Source organism: Winogradskyella sp. 266wxhm, from assembly GCF_058964685.1.
In genome coordinates this window covers 1,360,672-1,379,196 of record NZ_CM179559.1, presented here as the reverse complement: position 1 = coordinate 1,379,196, position 18,525 = coordinate 1,360,672, and the positions used below count along the sequence as shown (strand labels likewise).

Sequence of the window (18,525 nt, the reverse complement as noted above, 5' to 3'; positions counted from 1 at the left end):
TGAAGATTTTTGACAAAACGCGAATTCTACTTTGTTGCTCTTGTAAGTCTATCGTTTATAGATTTACCCAAACCATAATCAGGAAGACGTTCTGCAATAATAAGATCCAAGTCTTGTTGGTCTAGTTGATGTAAGGCGTCATAGAGTTTTGAAGCGGCTTCTTCAAGATTTTTACCTTCGGATAGCACAATTTTGAAATGAATAGCATCATCGTTCAAAATATCATTGTATGTTAAAAGTCCTATGCGTAGACTTTTGTTTGCCTCAACAGCTTCTTTAAGATGATTGGTAAGAATGGTTTTGGTTTTTGGCGCATAATGGCGTTCTAACATTCCTGGTGCATCAGGTGCAACTTCTTTTTTGTTTTTAATTTCAATAGTTCCAACTACAGCTTCAATAGCTTCTATAGAAGTTGAACCGAGTCTATAAATTATAGGTTCACCATTTTCAAAACCAATAATTGTAGATTCAATGCCACTTTTACAAGCTCCGCCATCCAAAACCATTTTTATTTTATCCTTAAAATAGCTTTCTACATGCTCAGCTTTGGTTGGACTTATTCGGTTAAAAGGATTAGCACTTGGTGCAGCAAGCGGAAAATCTAATTGATTTAAAAGTTCTAAAGTAGTTGGATGATTCGGAATTCTAACAGCAACCGTATCTTTTCCGCCAGTGATTAAATCTGGAATTATAGATTTCTTTTTTAAAACCAAAGTAATTGGTCCAGGCCAAAAAGCCTCAGCTAAGAGTTTTGCCTTTTCAGGAATCGCTTCAACAATAGTTTCTAGATAATCTATATTAGGAATATGAACAATCAACGGATTAAAAAACGGACGCTCTTTAGTTTCAAAAATAGCCTTAACCGCTTTTTCTGAATAGATATTGCCAGCTAGACCATAAACTGTTTCAGTTGGTATAGCAACAAGCTCTTCATTATTAAGAAGTTCTACGGCTTTTGATAGGTCTGTTGAAATGATGCTCATAACAGGTTTAAAATGCAATATTACTTCAAAAAAATCAAAGATTTATCTTTCGGCTTTTAGTAGTTTTGCGCCTTTAAAATTAAAGCTATGATTTCTGTAGATAATTTAGTTGTAGAATTTAGTGGTCACACCTTATTCAGTGATGTGTCTTTCACTATAAATGAGAATGATAAAATTGCCCTTATGGGTAAAAATGGTGCCGGAAAATCTACAATGATGAAAATTATTGCTGGTGTTCAAAATCCTACAAAAGGTAATGTTAGAGCACCAAAAGATGCCGTAATAGCTTATTTGCCTCAGCATTTATTGACCGAAGATGATACGTCTGTTTTAGAAGAAGCCTCAAAAGCATTTAGTCACGTTTTTGAAATGCGAGATGAAATGGATGCGCTAAACAAACAGCTTGAAACGAGAACCGATTATGAATCTGAAGACTATATGAAAATTATAGAACGCGTGTCAGATTTGGGTGAAAAATACTATGCTTTAGAAGAGGTAAATTACACAGCTGAAGTAGAAAAAGCTCTAAAAGGTTTAGGTTTTAAACCAGAAGATTTTAATAAGCCAACAAGCGAGTTTTCTGGTGGATGGCGTATGCGAATAGAATTGGCAAAAATTTTACTTCAAAAACCAGATTTGATTCTGCTTGATGAGCCAACAAACCATATAGATATTGAATCGGTAATTTGGTTAGAGGATTTTTTGGTGAATAAAGCCAAGGCTGTCATGGTTATTTCTCACGATAGAGCCTTTGTTGATAATATTACAAACCGAACCATAGAAGTTATCATGGGTCGTATTTACGATTACAAAGCCAACTATTCACATTATTTACAGTTGCGTGAAGACAGAAGAGCGCATCAAATAAAAGCCTATCAAGAGCAACAAAAATTTATAGCCGATAACCAAGCATTTATTGAGCGTTTCAAAGGTACCTATTCTAAAACCAATCAAGTGGCATCTAGAGAACGTATGCTAGAAAAACTTGAAATTATTGAAATTGATGAAATTGACACATCGGCTTTAAAACTGCGTTTTCCAAAAACACAGCGTTCGGGAGATTATCCTGTAACAGTAAAGGATGTGTCTAAATCGTATGACGATCATGTGGTGTTTAAAAATGCAAACATGTCGATTGCGCGTGGCGAAAAAGTGTGTTTTGTAGGTAGAAATGGTGAAGGAAAGTCTACCATGATCAAAGCCATCATGGGACAAATTGATGTTGAAGGTACTTGTACACTAGGTCATAATGTTCAAGTGGGTTATTTTGCGCAAAACCAAGCCGCACTTTTAGATGAAGAACTTACTGTTTTTCAAACAGTTGATGAAGTCGCTAAAGGAGATATTCGTACACAAATAAAGAATATTTTGGGTCGTTTTATGTTTAAAGGCGATGATATCGACAAAAAAGTAGGTGTTCTTTCTGGTGGTGAAAAAACCAGGTTAGCTATGGTGAAGTTACTACTAGAACCAGTAAATCTTTTAATTCTGGATGAGCCAACCAACCATCTCGATTTAAAATCAAAAGATGTATTAAAAGACGCTTTAAAAGAGTTCGATGGCACCTTAATTTTAGTGTCTCATGATCGTGATTTTCTTCAAGGGCTGTCTAAAAAAGTCTTTGAATTTAAAGACAAACGTGTGATAGAACATTTTGAAACTATTGACGATTTCCTAGCAAGAAACCGAGTAGAAAACTTAAAAGCACTCGATTTGTAATCTTAAAATCGAACGTATTAAACATTTTATAGTAATTTGGATTTGTGTGGTTTAACAAATCTTCAACTGATTAAGTTGTATTTTCTAACTACCTTTATGCCGTTATGCAAGAAGAATTAAGACTTTCTAGTTGGTTGCCTACCACAAATAAAGAGGTGAAAATTCGCGGATGGGAATACTTAGATGTTATCCTGTTTAGCGGAGATGCCTATGTAGATCACCCAACGTTTGGTCCTGCAGTAATCGGACGTTTGTTAGAAAGTATGGGTTTACGTGTTGCTATCGTACCGCAACCTAATGTTAACGATAATCTTCAGGATTTTGTTAAGTTGGGTAAACCGCGTTTGTTCTTCGGTGTTACTGGTGGTTGCATGGATCCTATGATTAGCAACTACAATGCTAATAAAAAACGTCGTGATAAAGATGCTTACACACCAAATGGCGAAATTGGTTTTAGACCAGATTATGCATCAACAGTTTACAGTAAAATTTTAAAAGAAAAATGGCCAGATACACCAGTTTTAATTGGAGGTATTGAAGGCTCATTACGTCGTGTGACGCACTATGATTATTGGAGCGACCAATTAATGCCAACCATTTTAGAAACCTCTAAAGCAGACATGTTGGTATACGGAATGGGAGAGCAACCATTACGTGAAATTGTGCGTTTGTTAGAACGTGGTGTACCTTTTGAAAGTATTAATACGGTAAACCAAACCGCAATTCTTATTAATGATGAAAACGATATCCCAAAAAATAAAAATTGGGAAGATGTTGAAATCGCTTCTCACGAAACTTGTTTAAAGGATAAAAAGGCTTACGCGTCTAACTTCAAGGTTATAGAACAAGAGTCAAATAAGTTAGCTGCAAGACGAATTTTTCAAAAAGTAGGTGATAAGATGCTGATGATAAATCCGCCGTATCCTACAATGACAGAGGAAGAAATTGATGCCTCTTTCGATTTACCTTACACGCGTTTACCGCATCCTAAATACAACAAACGTGGACCAATTCCTGCGTTTGAAATGATTAAGTTTTCCATCAACATTCATCGTGGTTGTTTTGGTGGATGTAGTTTTTGCACCATTTCGGCACATCAAGGAAAATTTATTGCGTCTCGTAGTAAAGAATCCATTTTAAAGGAAGTCGATACTGTGGCGAATATGCCAGATTTCAAAGGTTATTTATCTGATATTGGCGGACCAAGTGCAAATATGTATCAAATGAAAGGTAAGGTACAAGCTATTTGTGATAAATGCGTTGCGCCAAGTTGTATTTCGCCAGTAATTTGTAGCAATTTAGATACGTCGCACAAACCATTAACCGAATTATATCAAGCGGTTGATAGTCATCCGAAAGTAAAAAAATCGTTTATCGGATCTGGAATTAGACACGATATGTTGGTGCCAGAATTCAATAAAAATGCAGATCCAAAAGAGTTAGATGATTATACCGAAGAAGTGATGACGAAGCATGTTTCTGGTCGACTTAAAGTAGCGCCAGAACATACTAGTGATCCGGTATTAAAATTAATGCGAAAACCATCGTTTAGTTACTTCCATAAGTTTAAAGAACGTTTTGATAAAATCAATATTAAGAATAAACTGAACTTACAGTTAATTCCGTATTTCATCTCAAATCATCCAGCTTGCGAAGTTGAAGATATGGCAAATTTGGCTGCCGAAACTAAAGATATGGGCTTTCAGCTAGAGCAAGTTCAAGGCTTTACGCCAACGCCAATGACGGTTGCAACGGTGATTTATTACAGTGGTTATCATCCGTACACGCTAAAAAAAGTAAATACGCCTAAAACCCGAAAGGAAAAAGACGAACAACACCGTTTTTTCTTTTGGTATAAAGATGAAAACAAAGCTTGGATTAAAAACACGCTTAATAAATTAGGAAGACAAGATTTATTAAAAGTCTTACTTCCTGAAAAGACTGAAAAATGGCGTAAAAACAAACCAGGAAAAACTAAGCATACTTTTAACGATGCTGTACCTTTTAACCAACGAAAGGACAAGGTGAAGTACAAGAAGAAAAAGCGAAAGTAATTTTTCTTCTTTTTATAAATCCCTTCTTCCATGCTTAGCAGCAATCACACTTATTGCTACAATTTGAAACGCGTGAAACATCATTATTGGCAATAAAATAATGCCTAAAAATGAAGCGTTTTGAAATAGTATTTTAGAAAATACTGTACCGTGTACTAATGACTTTTTGGTGCCGCAAAACTGTGCTGTAATTCGGTCTTCAATAGAAAAATGAAATCGTTTTGCGATGAAACCTATAAAGAAATATACTAACCAAAAGATTAAGATAGCAACAGCTAAAACGGCTAGTAATTTTAACGGACTTAAATTTTCAAAAATGCGATCTAAAAAGGATTTAGAAAAGCTTTTGTAGATAATCAACAAAATGACACCTTTATCAAATAGCGTAATTTTTTTACTGTGTTTTAAGGCAAAAGCACCTAAAAATCGTCGTAACAATAAACCTAAAATAACTGGTGCTAAAATTTCTAACAATAACTTTTGGTAGACTTCGATTAAGCTATAATCTGTTCCGGTAGAGGTCATAAAAAGACCAATCCATAATGGTGTAAGGATCACGCCAATTAATCCCGAAATACTCGCGTTAAAAATAGCTGCAGGAATATTTCCTTTGGCAATAGATACCATAACTACAGATGAAGATACTGTTGAAGGCAACGCTGCTAAAAACATAAAAGCCAGCCAAAGTGCTTTGTTATCTTCAGTAATTAAAGGATATGCAGACAATACAATTAAAGGAAAAACAATAAACGTTGTCGCTTGTATTAAGACGTGTAGTTTCCAGTTTTTTAAGCCAATTTTTATTTGTTGCGGACTTAATTTTAGTCCGTAGAAAAAGAAAATAAGCGATATACCAATACTGCTCAAAGTGTTTAAAACCTGAGCACTTTCACCTTTACCCAAATCAGGATAAATGTATGCCGCTATCACGGTAATTATAATAGCAATGACAAATCTGTCTATTTTCAAAACTCGATAGAGATTTTAAATTTAATGCGCTTCTAACCAGTTATCACCAAGACCAATTTCAACATCTAATGGTACCGATAATGTAAAGGCATTTTCCATTTCGGTTTTTATCAATTTCGAAATTTCTTCTAATTCAGGTTTGTAAACATCAAACACCAATTCATCATGAACTTGCAATAGCATTTTGGTTTTGTAATCACCAGTTTCTAATTTCTCATAAATGTTAATCATTGCTAGTTTGATGATGTCTGCAGCACTACCTTGAATTGGTGCATTAACAGCATTTCGTTCTGCTGCACCACGAACAACCGCGTTTCTAGAATTGATATCTTTTAAATATCTGCGTCTGCCTAAAACCGTTTGTACATAACCGTGATCTCGTGCAAAATCGACTTGTTTACTGATGTAGTTTTTCAGTTTTGGATAGGTTTCATAATAGGTATCGATTAGTTCTTTAGCTTCGCTACGTGATAAATCGGTTTGGTTACTTAAACCGAATGCCGACACACCATAAATAATTCCGAAATTCACCGTTTTCGCATTGCTACGTTGTTCTCTAGTCACGTCTTCAATAGCAACATTAAATACTTTTGAAGCAGTTGAGGCGTGAATATCTTCACCGTGTTTAAAGGCTTCAATCATCGTTTCTTCTTCACTTAACGCTGCGATGATACGTAATTCAATTTGAGAATAATCGGCAGCTAATAAGGTGTAGTCTTCGCTACGAGGCACAAATGCTTTTCGTACTTGTCTTCCACGTTCAGTACGAATAGGAATGTTCTGTAAATTAGGATTATTACTACTTAAACGACCAGTTGCAGCAACGGTTTGCATATAATCGGTATGTACGCGACCTGTAGCTTCTTCAACTTGAAGCGGTAAGGCATCTACATAGGTGCTTTTTAGCTTTGATAAACCTCTAAAATCAAGAATGTTTTGGATAATTTCATGGTCTTTTGCTAAGTAACTCAACACGTCTTCTGCGGTAGAATATTGACCAGTTTTGGTCTTTTTTGGCTTGTCTACCAGTTTCATTTTTTCAAATAAAATAACACCTAATTGCTTTGGTGATGCAATGTTGAATTCTTCGCCAGCAGCTTCGTAAATGCTCTTTTCTAAGTTGGCAATATCACTATTTAATTGCTCTGATAAACTGTTTAAAAAGTCTTTGTCTAGGTTAATACCTTCTAATTCCATCGCAGCTAACACGCGTAGTAACGGGATTTCTATCTCATCAAACAATTTTTGAGTGTTAGCTTCTCCCAATTCTTTTTCAAAATGTTCTTTAAGTTGAAGTGTAATGTCAGCATCTTCTACAGCATACTCGGTTTGTTTATCTAATGGCACATCGCGCATTGATAATTGGTTTTTACCTTTTTTACCAATCAATGTTTCAATGGAAATAGGCGAGTAGTTTAAATACGTTTCTGATAGTACATCCATGTTGTGACGCATGTCTGGATTAATCAAATAGTGCGCTAACATGGTATCGAATAAAGGTCCTTTAACTTCGATATTATATTTAGCTAAAACCTTGATGTCGTATTTTAAATTCTGACCAATTTTCTGAATGTTTTCGGCTTCAAAAAATGGACGTAATTCTTCAATTAATTCTTGTGCTTCATCTTTATTTTCAGGAAAAGGTAAATAGAATCCTTTACCAGTTTCCCAAGAAAACGCAATACCAACCAATTCTGCAGTTAACGGATTTAAGCCTGTAGTTTCGGTATCAAAACACACTGAAGTTTGATTAAGTAGGTTTTTTACAAACAGTTTAGTTGCCATTCCGCTTGCAATACTTTGGTAAAAGTGACTTGTGTTTTCGGCGGTATTTCTTGTGAAAGTTGTGTTTGCTTTTGTTTGCGAATCATCATCGCCGCCACCAAATAAAGAGAATTGTCCTGCACCAGCAGATGCTTTTTCTTTTGTTGTTTGAGACTTCTCGACTGCGCTCGAAGTGACATTTTGATTAGTCGTTGTAGTTGAATTATCGCTTTCTGAAGTAAACGTTTTAATAAAATTGTCTGTAAGACGTCTAAACTCTAACTCTTGGAAAATTTCTTTTACTTTTTCAATATCTGGATGATCTAACTCGAAATCTTTCGCGTTGAATTCTACTGGAACATCAAGCATAATTCGCGCTAATTCTTTTGAAAGCCTTCCTAATTCAGCATTAGCTTCAACCTTTTCTTTCATCTTACCTTTTAGCTGGTCTGTGTTGGCTAAAAGGCCTTCCATGCTACCAAATTGCTTGATGAATTTTTTAGCAGTTTTTTCACCAACGCCAGGTAAACCAGGAATGTTATCACTAGAGTCGCCCATCATTCCTAAAAAGTCAATGACTTGTTCTGGTCTTTCGACTTCAAATTTTTTCTGAACTTCTGGAATTCCCCAAGTTTCATATCCGCCACCAAACGATTTTGGGCGATACATAAAAATATTTTCGGTAACTAATTGTGCAAAATCCTTATCTGGCGTGACCATATAGGTTTTGTAACCTTCTTTTTCCGCTTGACGGGAAAGTGTCCCAATAACATCATCTGCCTCAAAACCTTCCTTTACCATAATTGGAATATGCATGGCTTCCAAAATGTTACAAATATGCGGAATAGCAGTGCGAATGCCTTCTGGTGTCTCATCACGGTTGGCTTTGTAGTCTTCATACATTTCTACACGGTCTACGCTTCCGCCTTTATCAAAACATACCGCTAAATGGTCTGGTCTTTCGCGTTTGATGACATCTAAAAGCGAGTTCATAAAGCCCATAATGGCTGAGGTATCTTCACCTTTAGAATTAATTCTTGGGTTTTTTATAAAAGCATAATACCCACGAAAAATAAGCGCGTAAGCATCGACTAAAAAGAGACGTTTTTGTTCTGACATGTTTTGAATTTTGAAGTCTATAAAACTACAAAACTTAAACTTTGAAATAAAGTAAAGACCAACTAAAAATAAAAAAGAAAGCCGAAATGGAAATCGGCTTTCTTTTAGGTTTTATAGAATAGTATAAGTGATTTATTTTACGAACGTAATACCGTGTTCACCACATATTTCAGTTACTTTTTCAAAATCTGGTTGTCCAGGAGGTAAATCTGCTAATTTTCTAAACATAATTTCAATCCCAGCAGGAAAAGCACTAGTAATCATGGTGGCTTTTTCTGTGCCTACCACTTTCCATGAATGTGGTAAATTTTTTGGAGCAAATGCAGTATCACCAGCTTTTAAAATAGACGTTTTGCCATCTACCATTATTTCAACCTGTCCTTTTATAACTCTAAAAATTTCATCTTCCTTAGTATGAATATGTGGTGGAATTCCGGTGCCAGGTTCCACATTATCCTCCCATTCTACAATTTGATTGTCGGTTTCACTACCAACTAACTTATGCGTTTGTATATCTCCAATTACATTTAAGACTTCACCTTCATCTTTTCTGATGATTTTAGACTTTAGCTTATCAAGATAAGACATTGTGCTTGCATAGCTAGGTTGAGGTAAAAAAGTTAAAATACTTAATCCACCTATGGACTTCAAGAAATTTGCTCTTTTCATAATGTTAAGATTTAGTAATGTTTTAAAAAAAGAAAGCCGATCCCTACTTCGGCTTTCTTTGGAAAAAATATAATTGAAGACAATCCAATTATGCTTTATATATTTTTATAATTGTTCTACTTCAAAAAAAGTTGCTCTTGCGTTCTGATTAATGCTTGCACCCACGGCTGGTCTTACAAAGGCGACATCGATAGTCTGACCAGCTGTTAAGTTTAAGATTGAGGTCACTTGTCTTACAAGTTCTCCATTACCATGGTGATTATATTCAGAACGTCTTTCTTGTGTACCATCTACACGAATGCGGACACCAAAAACGCCAGTTGCTGTGCTTGTGTCTAAAGTGATTTGCACGGTTACACGATAAATCCCATCTGCAGGCACAGTAAATTCATCGGTAGTTGTATTAAAGTTGCTATTGGTATCAAAATCAACAGTATCAAAATTTACTTTTGTTGTACCTCCACCTGTTTCTGTCTGAGAAAGGCTCATATACATTCTAGCTATTGACTTAGTTGGATTAAGGCTTGATAAATCCACAGTTTGTGCAGCTTGGCCGTCGTCTTCAATTTCTAAGGTTAAGATGTTTGTGGTTGAGTTAAAACTGAAATTATCTATTTGTTGATTGTCTGTGTTTATAGAAGCTAAATCAACAGTCACAGGTGCAACTCCATCGTCTTCAAGAGAAATGCCTAATACAGTCCCAACTAAGCCAAGGTTATCAATTTGTTGGTCGTCTGTATTTGTTGTTGGGTTTTGGAAGGTCACATTGCCAGCACCATCTGTGGTCATTACTTGTCCAGCTGCGCCATCAGAAAGAGGCATTGAATATCTGCCAATAGAAGGATTATTTCCAAAGGACATACTACCAATAAAATAGCCTGCGTAGCCTAAGGTACTTTGAACATCACTAAATATTCCATATTGTTCACCTAATGAGGTTGAAGGAATAGTTACTTCTAGACCAAATTTTCTTGCGCCTCCAGAACCTTCAATATGAGATTTAAAGCCATAAATATCACCTGCAGTACCTCCGTTATAGCTTACATCGTGATTAAAGCCTATGGAAGTTGTTAAATAATTAAGGGTTGTAGGGTCTGAAAATTCAAATGAGACTCCTCTTCCTGAAATAAGTCCAGAGTTATCAATTAATACACCACTATCTTGTCCAGTATTGTTACTATGCTTATTAATTTCAACATTCATAGATGTTAAGGCATTTGTAGTCTTTATAACTGATCTATCGAATAGATTATATGAAGATGTAACTTCTCCATAAATTGCAGATTCTGTTTGAGAAGAATTACTTATAAATTGGGATCCATATTGGATACTAGCATTAGTATCAACGTAAATACCATAATCTCCTAAAATTTCTACATTTCCATTATCTGCATAAATGGTGCGTCCTGCTCCTAAGCCTCCTTCATTATATGCTTGATCTAGGGTGTTTTGGGTGTTTCCATCCTGTAGCGTTGATAAATCAATTGTTGTGGTGCTACCTGCTTCGGTAATTTCCAAATCTGTACCAGATAATATGGCTGCAGTTATTGTTTCATTGGTACTATCAGCATCAGCATCTTGTATGTTTATAGTTGTGCTGGTTCCGTTGGTGATTGTAATTTCAATTTCTTCATTAGCTGTAACGATATTACTACTAAGGTCTTGTTCGTCGGTATCAGTATAAGTTGGTAAATCTTGAAAACTAATATTACCAGCGCCATCTGTGGTCATAACTTGCCCAGCTGTACCGTCTGCTGCAGGCATTAAATATCTATTAGCAGTAGTATCTCCTAAAGAGGTTCTTCCTAATAGATAAGCTGCATAGCCTGAGGTGTTTTGTACATTTGAATATAATCCATAATGTATGCCAAATAGTGATGAAGGAATATTAACATTAAATCCATACTTATTTCCTGTATTGGTAATACCTGATATGAAATTTATATTAGCTCCATATAATCTTCCACTTCCACTTGTAGAATAAAAACGGCCAGAAAATAAATTAGTATATGCATTAAAAGTTCCTGTTGCTTGTGCGAGAAAATTTGCACTTTCTGCCTGTATGGTCCCAGAAAGAAAAGAGCTAACTCCAAAATAATTATCTGAGCTGTTCGCATTTAATGTTATATATGCACCATTGAAACTTCCTGATCCAGAAGCGGCATTAAGACTTCTTGATATTGTTAATGAACTGGTATTACTAGAATTCCAATCATATATGGATAAGGGTGATGATGCAGCTGAGTTTTGACCAATTTTAATTTTACCGTAAGTATAAATATCGTCTGTGATACTATTTGGTGGATTAGAAGTTCCTATTTCAAAAAAGTCTGAGTCAGAATCAGATCCTTTTACTGAGACCCAAGATGTTGTTGCATTATCCCAATAATAAAAGCCTTTTCCAGATAATGATGTACCTGTATAAAATACCATCATACCATCTTGGTCTGCTGTTGGATCAGTAGTTGGGAAATTATCTATTCTAGGTATAAGGATACCATCTTCGTTTGTTGGCGAAGTAGTACTAGAAGCAGAAATATCTAAAGTGGATTTTGGATCTGTATTGCCAACTCCAACTTGAGAAAAGGCAAAACATGAAAAGAATAGGAATAGGGTAATTGTAATTGTCTTCATTTTGTAGGGTATTAATAATTCTTTGTCTTAGAGTTTAACTTCTACATTAAAAGTATTTTTTACATCTTTTAGAACTCTGTTGACATAGTAAAGTAGTCCAAGAAAAATTTCACTTCCTCCAAGAATAAGTGGATTTACGTTTCCAAATAATTGAATGGAAACATGACCTGCCAAAAAGCTCGAATTGATAACTAAAAGAGACACAAGAAATGTAGAGGTCTTCATCTTGCAATGAATTAATGATTAATAGCTCTCCAAAACTAGTTTCGATGTGTAAAAATGCTCTTGATTATTTTGTCAAACACAAGGAGTATTTTGTCAAAATGAAGAAAAACGACTAGTAGTATTTATTCAAAAAACAAATAAAAATATGAAAATCAGTTAATTGCGAAATTCAGAAGGGCTTTGTTCAAATTCCTCTTTAAAAGTCTTACTAAACCAATTTGGGTCGTTAAAACCTATCGCATAGGCAATTTCTGAAATGGATAAATCTGTAGTTTTTAGTAATTCTTTTGCTTTTTCGAGACGTACTTTTCTTATGAAAATGGCCGTACTAGAATTGGAAATGGCTTTTAATTTTCGGTAGAGTTGTGAGTCGCTCATCGCCATGGATTTTGCGAGTTCGGTTGGTCCAAAATTAGAATCTTCGATGTGGTTATGAATAACATCTACTACCGACTTTAGAAAAACGAGGTTTTTATCTGTAGGTTGAGATTCTTTTTTAGTGGTTGTAACAATAGTATTTACAGCATATTTTTCTTGTAACTGTTTGCGTTTGGCAATCAACATTTTCATGCGGAGTAATAATTCTTCTTTATGAAAAGGTTTGGTCAAATAGGTATCTGCACCACTCGAAATTCCATCAATCTTATCCTCTTGCATCGCTTTAGAAGTAAGCATAATTATAGGAATATGATTGGTGTTGGTGTTTTGCTGTAAATGTTGGGTAAGTTCGTAACCATCCATTTTTGGCATCATCACATCTGTAATAATAATGTCCGGAATTTGCTTTGATGCTAGTTCCAATCCTTCCTTACCATCGTTAGCAAAAGTGACCTTGTATTGCGGTTGTAAGCACGATGCTACATATCTTGCCATATCATGATTATCCTCAACAATTAGCACACTGTTAGAATCTTCATCCGAAATAATATCAGCTGTTTTTGGTACTACTGTACCAACTGACATTTCACGGTTATTGGTAGTAATAGTTGTGATTTCGGCAGTATTTGTAATTGGTAATGCAATTTTAAAGGTAGTGCCTTCACCAACTTCAGAAGAAACTTTAATAGTTCCATCTAATAATTCTACAAGCTCTTTGGTTAGCGCTAAGCCAATACCTGTACCTTGAGAAATTTTATGAGCTTTGTCTTCAACTTGATAAAAACGATCAAAAATATTAGGAAGCTCTTCTTTGGGAATACCATAACCTTGGTCTGAGACTATAATGTTCAGATTGTTATTTTGTTTTTTAAGGGTTACAGCTATTATGGAATTTTCAGGTGAAAACTTAATAGCGTTTGAAATAAGATTCGTTAAGATTTGACGCATTTTTTCAGCATCAAAATCCATTAGGATTTCATTTGGTGTCGTATCAAAATCGAGAGTTATAACTTTATCAGACGCAATACTGAGAAAGCTATCAATAACGTTTAACGTAAATTTTACGATATCGTTTTGTACAAGGTTTAATTTTAGTTGGCCTTTTTCAAGCTTTGCTAAGTCCAGCATTTGGTTTACCAAATCCAAAAGGTTATTGCTATTTTGTTCTATAGTTTCTAAAGAGGTTTCAAGCTCTTTTTTACCATTAACTTTGTCTTTTACATTACCTAAATAGCCAAGAATTATGGTGAGTGGTGTTCTAAATTCGTGAGTTATATTTGTGATGAATCTCGATTTTAGCGCATCAAGTTCTTGCAAACGTTTAGACTCTTGTCCTGCGATTTGGCGTTGTAAACTTATTTTGTAGAACGCATATACGATTCCTAAAAATATGAGTAGATAAAAGAGATAGGCAAGGTTGCTTTTGTACCAAGGAGGTATAACTTTAATCTGTAGTTCTAAGGGTGCTTTTTGCCAAAGATTGTTTCTGGATTTACCTTGAATTTTTAAAGTATGTTTTCCTTTTGGAAGGTCTAACAACGGAATTTCTCTTGAACCAGATAACTCATTCCAATCGTTGTTGTCTAAAGCATATACAAATTCATTATTTTTTGTTGGACGCAGATCTAAATCCGAGAATGAAATATAACAAGGGAAATCTGTGTAGTTAAGTGTGATTTTATCTACGGTTGTAATACTCCGATCAATGATGTCGTTATGAGTTACAGGATTAATTTCTTCGTTTTTTACCCTTAAGGACGTAAAGGTTAAATCGCCAGGTACATCAAGTTGATGAACATTTCTGGGATTAAAAATGTTAACGCCATTAATACCTCCGACGTAGACTTCATTAGTATCCTTATTGTAATAATGCGCTCCAAGATTAAACTCTGAACTTTGCAAACCATCATTTACCGTATAGTTTGTAAAAATTTCAGTTGCTTTATTAAAGCGAAATATGCCACCATTGGTAGTTAACCATAAATTATTATCTTGGTCTTCAGTGATACTATAAACAAACGTATTGGTTAAGCCTTCATCATTACCAAAGCGTTTAAAGGTGTTGTTTTCTGAATTGAACTTATTAAAGCCATCTTGTGTGGCAACCCATAAGGTTGCATCGGCATCGTGCCAAGTATGTAAGGTAGTGTTACTACTCAGGCTTGTGGAATCGTTTTCCTCACTAAAATAATTAGTGAATTTAGGATTTTGATAATTCTCATCTTCAAAATGAAGTTTGTTGAGGCCATCTTCAGAGGTTATCCAATAATTCAAATTCTTGTCTTGCGACATATTGTAAGTGAAATTGGAACTTATTGAGTTTGTGCTTTCTTTGGTTTTATAATGCTCAAAGGTTATGATGTTACTTTTTAAGTCTCCTGTAAATCGGTTGACTCCTCCACCATAAGTCATAATCCACACTGTACCATTGTTATCAATATGAATACCACGAGTAGCATCAGAACTTAAAGATTTAGGATCGTTGATGTCATTGTAAAAACTAATAATTTTTGGAGATTCAGGATCGAAATCATTCAAATCAATAATAGAAGCTCCTTTAATTGTACCAATCCACATGTAATTGTTTTGGTCTATTGCCATACTTCTAATCACGTTAAAAGCTAAGGCATCATCTGTATTTTCTTTAGTAATGTAAGTGACATTGCCTTCTGAATCTATGCAGTTAATTCCTTTTCGAGTCCCAACAAAAAAGTAATCTTTGTTTTTGGCGAATGATAAAATAAAGGCATTGTTTAATGAGATTTCTGAAGTGGTATTTACATTTTTAAAGACAGGTTCCCCTAGGATAACCACGTCTAGATTGTTGGTGCCAACCCAAAGTAAATTACCATCTGTATAAGTATCATAAACACGATTCGAAGTGATAGAATTGCTATGATTCTGTTCACCATAATATGTGGTTATGTGCTCAAAGCGTAGGTTTTGTTCATTAAAATCTTTTGCAATATAAAGACCGTCAAAAGTGCCTATATAAAAAGTATCATTATTTATATCAATAGATGAAATATGTAGCTTATTATTATTATTATTATTACTGTTTAAGGGTATTTTAGAAAGTTGTTTTTTGGATTTGTTGTATATAAAAAGGCCATTAGTAGTACCAAGCCAGATTTTTTTATTAGTAGCAAAAATGGTATTAATATTTGCGATTGTTTGGTTGAGTTTAATCTCGAAAAACTTTGCATCTTTAGTCTTAATATTCTCACATACAAAAAGCTTTCCATCTTGTGTGCTTACATACACTATGTCGCTATCAACAAATGTTGAATTGAATTGCTGAGTTTCTCCATCAAATTTTGAGATTTTCCGGTAATTATCCCCTCCTTTATTGAAAATAAAAATACCTTCATTTAATACCGTTGCGATTATTGTACCATCTGAAGTTTTGGATAAACTACTACAATTTCCAGTCTTAACTTTGGTACTTCTAAAACTATTGATTTTAGAATCGTATATAGAAATACCATTGTCGTTTGTGCCTATCCAAATATTACCCTCTTTATCTTCTAAAAGTGTATTAATAAAATTCCCAGAAATGCTTAGACTGTCTTTTTTCTTGTTTTTGTAAACAGTGAAAGATGTACCATCAAACCTGTTTAATCCTTCTTGCGTGCCTAACCATAAAAATCCGTTAGAATCTTTTAGAATAGTTCTTATTGTTTCTTGAGACAATCCGTCTTTTGTGCCGTAATGATAAAATGTAAGGTTTTGCGCACCACAAAAGAAGCTAACTAAACATAGAATCAAAATAAGTTTAGTTCTGAAAGAATTACTACGAAAAACAGTAACAGGATTGGTCATAGAGGGTTAAAAGGTAAGTACAAAATAGTAAATCTTTATTTTATAAGAAAATGCTTATGGCTAAAGGAAAGAAACTTTACCATAACAAAAAAGCCGAAACAAACGTTTCGGCTTTTTTATTCTTTATTATGATTGGATTAACAAAGCTTAATAGTTTTCATTTTTAGTTGAAGACTTTTTCTGTAAGCTTTAATACTTATGATCTCGTTACTTTTCTTATGATTTAGTTTTATTACAGTTGCTTTAACTTCTGCAGAAATTGAAACTTTTTTAGCTTCTACTTTTTCTACTGTAGTAGAAACAAGTTCAGTTTCGTTATTAGAAACAGTATCTTGTTGTGCGAAACTTGCTGCAGATGTTGTTAAGAATAATAAGATGAATAAAACTTTTTTCATGACTTTAAGAAGCTATTTTGTTTTAACTTCACAACAAAGAAACATCGGTTTGTAATATTAGGGTCTAACTTTTGGACGAATGACCGAGATGTGTAGATAAGTGGTAACTGAAAGTATAAAACATCGATGAAATACACAAAATGAGCTCTCAGCCCTTTAAAAGCGTTGTTTTTATGAGGTAAAAACGTTGGTTTTCAGGCTAAAAGAGATGCTTTACAGATATCATCGATGAAATGCAATGTGTTGAATAATAGATAGGTATGAGCAATAATAACTTCGATTTACGTGATAATCCATACTATAATTTGTTTTTAAAACAGCAGTCGAAACAGCTTGAAGTCGGCATTATACCTTATAAAGAGAGACTAAAGCAGTTGAATAGACTCAAAACAGCTATAGAGGTTACTTACCGAGAAAGAATAATAGAAGCGTTACAAAAGGATTTACATAAACCAAAAGTAGAGTCTGAACTAACAGAAATCTATCAAATTATAGGAGAAATAAAGCATGCAAAATCTAATTTGCGTAATTGGATGCGCAAGCAGAGTGTTACAACACCTTTATCAATGTTAGGTTCTAGTTCTTATTATATATATGAGCCCAAAGGCGTTTGTTTAATTATTTCACCATGGAACTTTCCTTTCAACTTAACTTTTGGTCCTTTAGTTTCTGCAATAGCAGCTGGTAATTCGGTTATTATAAAACCATCAGAGATGACTAAGAATTCTTCTAAACTTATGTCTGAAATTGTTGCCAATATTTTTTCGGAAGATGAGGTAGCTTTGGTAGAAGGAGAAGTTGAGACTTCAACACAATTATTACAATTGCCATTCAATCATATCTTTTTCACAGGGTCTCCAAATGTTGGAAAAATAGTGATGTCTGCAGCAGCAAAACATTTAGCTTCTGTAACGCTTGAGTTGGGAGGGAAATCACCTACATTAATTGATAGTTCTGCAAATATTGACAAAGCGGCTAAAAAAATTATATGGGGAAAATTTATTAATGCAGGTCAGGTATGTGTTTCACCAGATTATGTACTTATAGAAGAAAGTTTAAAGGCTAACTTCATAGAATCTTGTAAAAAATGGCTAAATCATTATTATGGAGAAAATCCTGAAAATTCAGATTCTTTTGCCAGAATCGTTTCCACTAAACATTTTGAGCGTTTGAAAGACCATTTAGAAAATGCTGAAAAATTAGATGCTAAAATTGAAGTAGGAGGAGCGCTAGAAGCCGAAACTAAATATGTATCACCTACTATAGTATCTAATCTAAACCAAGCATCTTCTTTGCTCCATGAAGAAATATTTGGGCCTATTTTACCAATAGTTACTTATAAGACTTTAGAAGACGCTATAAAATATATAAATTCTAAAGAAAGACCATTAGCATTATATATTTATAGTAATAACCAAGTAAAGACAAAGCAGATTATTAAAAATACCAGAGCTGGTGGTACTTGTATAAATAACAACGTTATTCATTATGCCAATCATAATTTACCTTTTGGTGGAATAAACAATAGTGGTATTGGTAAAAGTCATGGTGTTTATGGTTTTGAGGCTTTTAGTAACAGAAGAGCAATTGTTAAACAACATACCTTTGGTATTACGGAATTGTTATTTCCGCCTTATTCCAATCTTAAAGAAAAATTGGCCAAACTGACTATAAAATGGTTTTAACAAAAAAGGGAATTGCTCCCTACTGCAAATTCCCTTTTAATGATTTTTTCTATACTACGTTAATAGTGATACAAATGTCTATTAAAAACTAATTATGGTATCACCCTTT

11 protein-coding genes are annotated in these 18,525 nt (G+C 34.3%); 3 read left to right on the top strand and 8 right to left on the bottom strand.

Going from position 1 to position 18,525, the window contains the following annotated elements; genetic code table 11:
• Nucleotides 1–26: 26 nt before the first annotated feature.
• Complete coding sequence (locus AC2H4K_RS05960; protein ID WP_281140357.1) at nucleotides 27–983, bottom strand: L-threonylcarbamoyladenylate synthase; 957 nt, start codon at nucleotides 981–983, stop codon at nucleotides 27–29.
• Nucleotides 984–1,070: 87 nt separating this feature from the next.
• On the opposite strand from AC2H4K_RS05960, the gene AC2H4K_RS05955 reads away from it, so the two are divergent.
• On the top strand, nucleotides 1,071–2,702 hold the full coding sequence (locus tag AC2H4K_RS05955) for an ABC-F family ATP-binding cassette domain-containing protein (protein WP_281140356.1): 1,632 nt from the start codon (nucleotides 1,071–1,073) through the stop codon (nucleotides 2,700–2,702).
• 104 nt (nucleotides 2,703–2,806) lie between these two features.
• The gene (locus AC2H4K_RS05950) at nucleotides 2,807–4,756 is read left to right on the top strand and encodes a YgiQ family radical SAM protein (protein ID WP_281140355.1); all 1,950 of its coding nucleotides are present in this window, start codon (nucleotides 2,807–2,809) and stop codon (nucleotides 4,754–4,756) included.
• A gap of 12 nt (nucleotides 4,757–4,768) precedes the next feature.
• Here the strand turns inward: AC2H4K_RS05950 and AC2H4K_RS05945 are convergent, their stop codons facing one another.
• The 7 genes from AC2H4K_RS05945 to AC2H4K_RS05915 form a co-directional block, all read right to left on the bottom strand.
• Nucleotides 4,769–5,725 carry a bile acid:sodium symporter family protein gene (locus AC2H4K_RS05945; protein ID WP_281140354.1) on the bottom strand — a complete coding sequence of 319 codons (957 nt, stop codon included), beginning with the start codon at nucleotides 5,723–5,725 and terminating at the stop codon, nucleotides 4,769–4,771.
• A gap of 21 nt (nucleotides 5,726–5,746) precedes the next feature.
• Entirely contained in the window at nucleotides 5,747–8,608 is a 2,862-nt protein-coding gene (gene polA, locus AC2H4K_RS05940; RefSeq protein ID WP_281140353.1) for a DNA polymerase I, read from the bottom strand.
• A 132-nt stretch (nucleotides 8,609–8,740) separates the two neighbouring features.
• Entirely contained in the window at nucleotides 8,741–9,277 is a 537-nt protein-coding gene (locus AC2H4K_RS05935; protein WP_281140352.1) for a cupin domain-containing protein, read from the bottom strand.
• 105 nt (nucleotides 9,278–9,382) lie between these two features.
• On the bottom strand, nucleotides 9,383–11,911 hold the full coding sequence (locus AC2H4K_RS05930; protein ID WP_281140351.1) for a beta strand repeat-containing protein: 2,529 nt from the start codon (nucleotides 11,909–11,911) through the stop codon (nucleotides 9,383–9,385).
• 27 nt (nucleotides 11,912–11,938) lie between these two features.
• The gene (locus tag AC2H4K_RS05925; protein WP_281140350.1) at nucleotides 11,939–12,136 is read right to left on the bottom strand and encodes a hypothetical protein; all 198 of its coding nucleotides are present in this window, start codon (nucleotides 12,134–12,136) and stop codon (nucleotides 11,939–11,941) included.
• 156 nt (nucleotides 12,137–12,292) lie between these two features.
• Nucleotides 12,293–16,336 (bottom strand): hybrid sensor histidine kinase/response regulator transcription factor, encoded by a 4,044-nt coding sequence (locus AC2H4K_RS05920; RefSeq protein WP_493742974.1) that lies wholly within the window; start codon nucleotides 16,334–16,336, stop codon nucleotides 12,293–12,295.
• Nucleotides 16,337–16,473: 137 nt separating this feature from the next.
• Nucleotides 16,474–16,731 (bottom strand): hypothetical protein, encoded by a 258-nt coding sequence (locus AC2H4K_RS05915; RefSeq protein ID WP_281140348.1) that lies wholly within the window; start codon nucleotides 16,729–16,731, stop codon nucleotides 16,474–16,476.
• Between the two features lie 260 nt (nucleotides 16,732–16,991).
• Between AC2H4K_RS05915 and AC2H4K_RS05910 the strand changes: the two genes are divergently transcribed.
• Nucleotides 16,992–18,416 carry an aldehyde dehydrogenase family protein gene (locus AC2H4K_RS05910; RefSeq protein ID WP_281140347.1) on the top strand — a complete coding sequence of 475 codons (1,425 nt, stop codon included), beginning with the start codon at nucleotides 16,992–16,994 and terminating at the stop codon, nucleotides 18,414–18,416.
• Nucleotides 18,417–18,525 lie beyond the last annotated feature (109 nt).

Coding starts and splice junctions, on each gene's coding strand:
- AC2H4K_RS05960 (WP_281140357.1), bottom strand. CDS start 983: ATGAGCATCATTTCAACAGACCTATCAAAAGCCGTAGAACTTCTTAAT.
- AC2H4K_RS05955 (WP_281140356.1), top strand. CDS start 1,071: ATGATTTCTGTAGATAATTTAGTTGTAGAATTTAGTGGTCACACCTTA.
- AC2H4K_RS05950 (WP_281140355.1), top strand. CDS start 2,807: ATGCAAGAAGAATTAAGACTTTCTAGTTGGTTGCCTACCACAAATAAA.
- polA (WP_281140353.1), bottom strand. CDS start 8,608: ATGTCAGAACAAAAACGTCTCTTTTTAGTCGATGCTTACGCGCTTATT.
- AC2H4K_RS05935 (WP_281140352.1), bottom strand. CDS start 9,277: ATGAAAAGAGCAAATTTCTTGAAGTCCATAGGTGGATTAAGTATTTTA.
- AC2H4K_RS05930 (WP_281140351.1), bottom strand. CDS start 11,911: ATGAAGACAATTACAATTACCCTATTCCTATTCTTTTCATGTTTTGCC.
- AC2H4K_RS05925 (WP_281140350.1), bottom strand. CDS start 12,136: ATGAAGACCTCTACATTTCTTGTGTCTCTTTTAGTTATCAATTCGAGC.
- AC2H4K_RS05920 (WP_493742974.1), bottom strand. CDS start 16,336: ATGACCAATCCTGTTACTGTTTTTCGTAGTAATTCTTTCAGAACTAAA.
- AC2H4K_RS05915 (WP_281140348.1), bottom strand. CDS start 16,731: ATGAAAAAAGTTTTATTCATCTTATTATTCTTAACAACATCTGCAGCA.
- AC2H4K_RS05910 (WP_281140347.1), top strand. CDS start 16,992: ATGAGCAATAATAACTTCGATTTACGTGATAATCCATACTATAATTTG.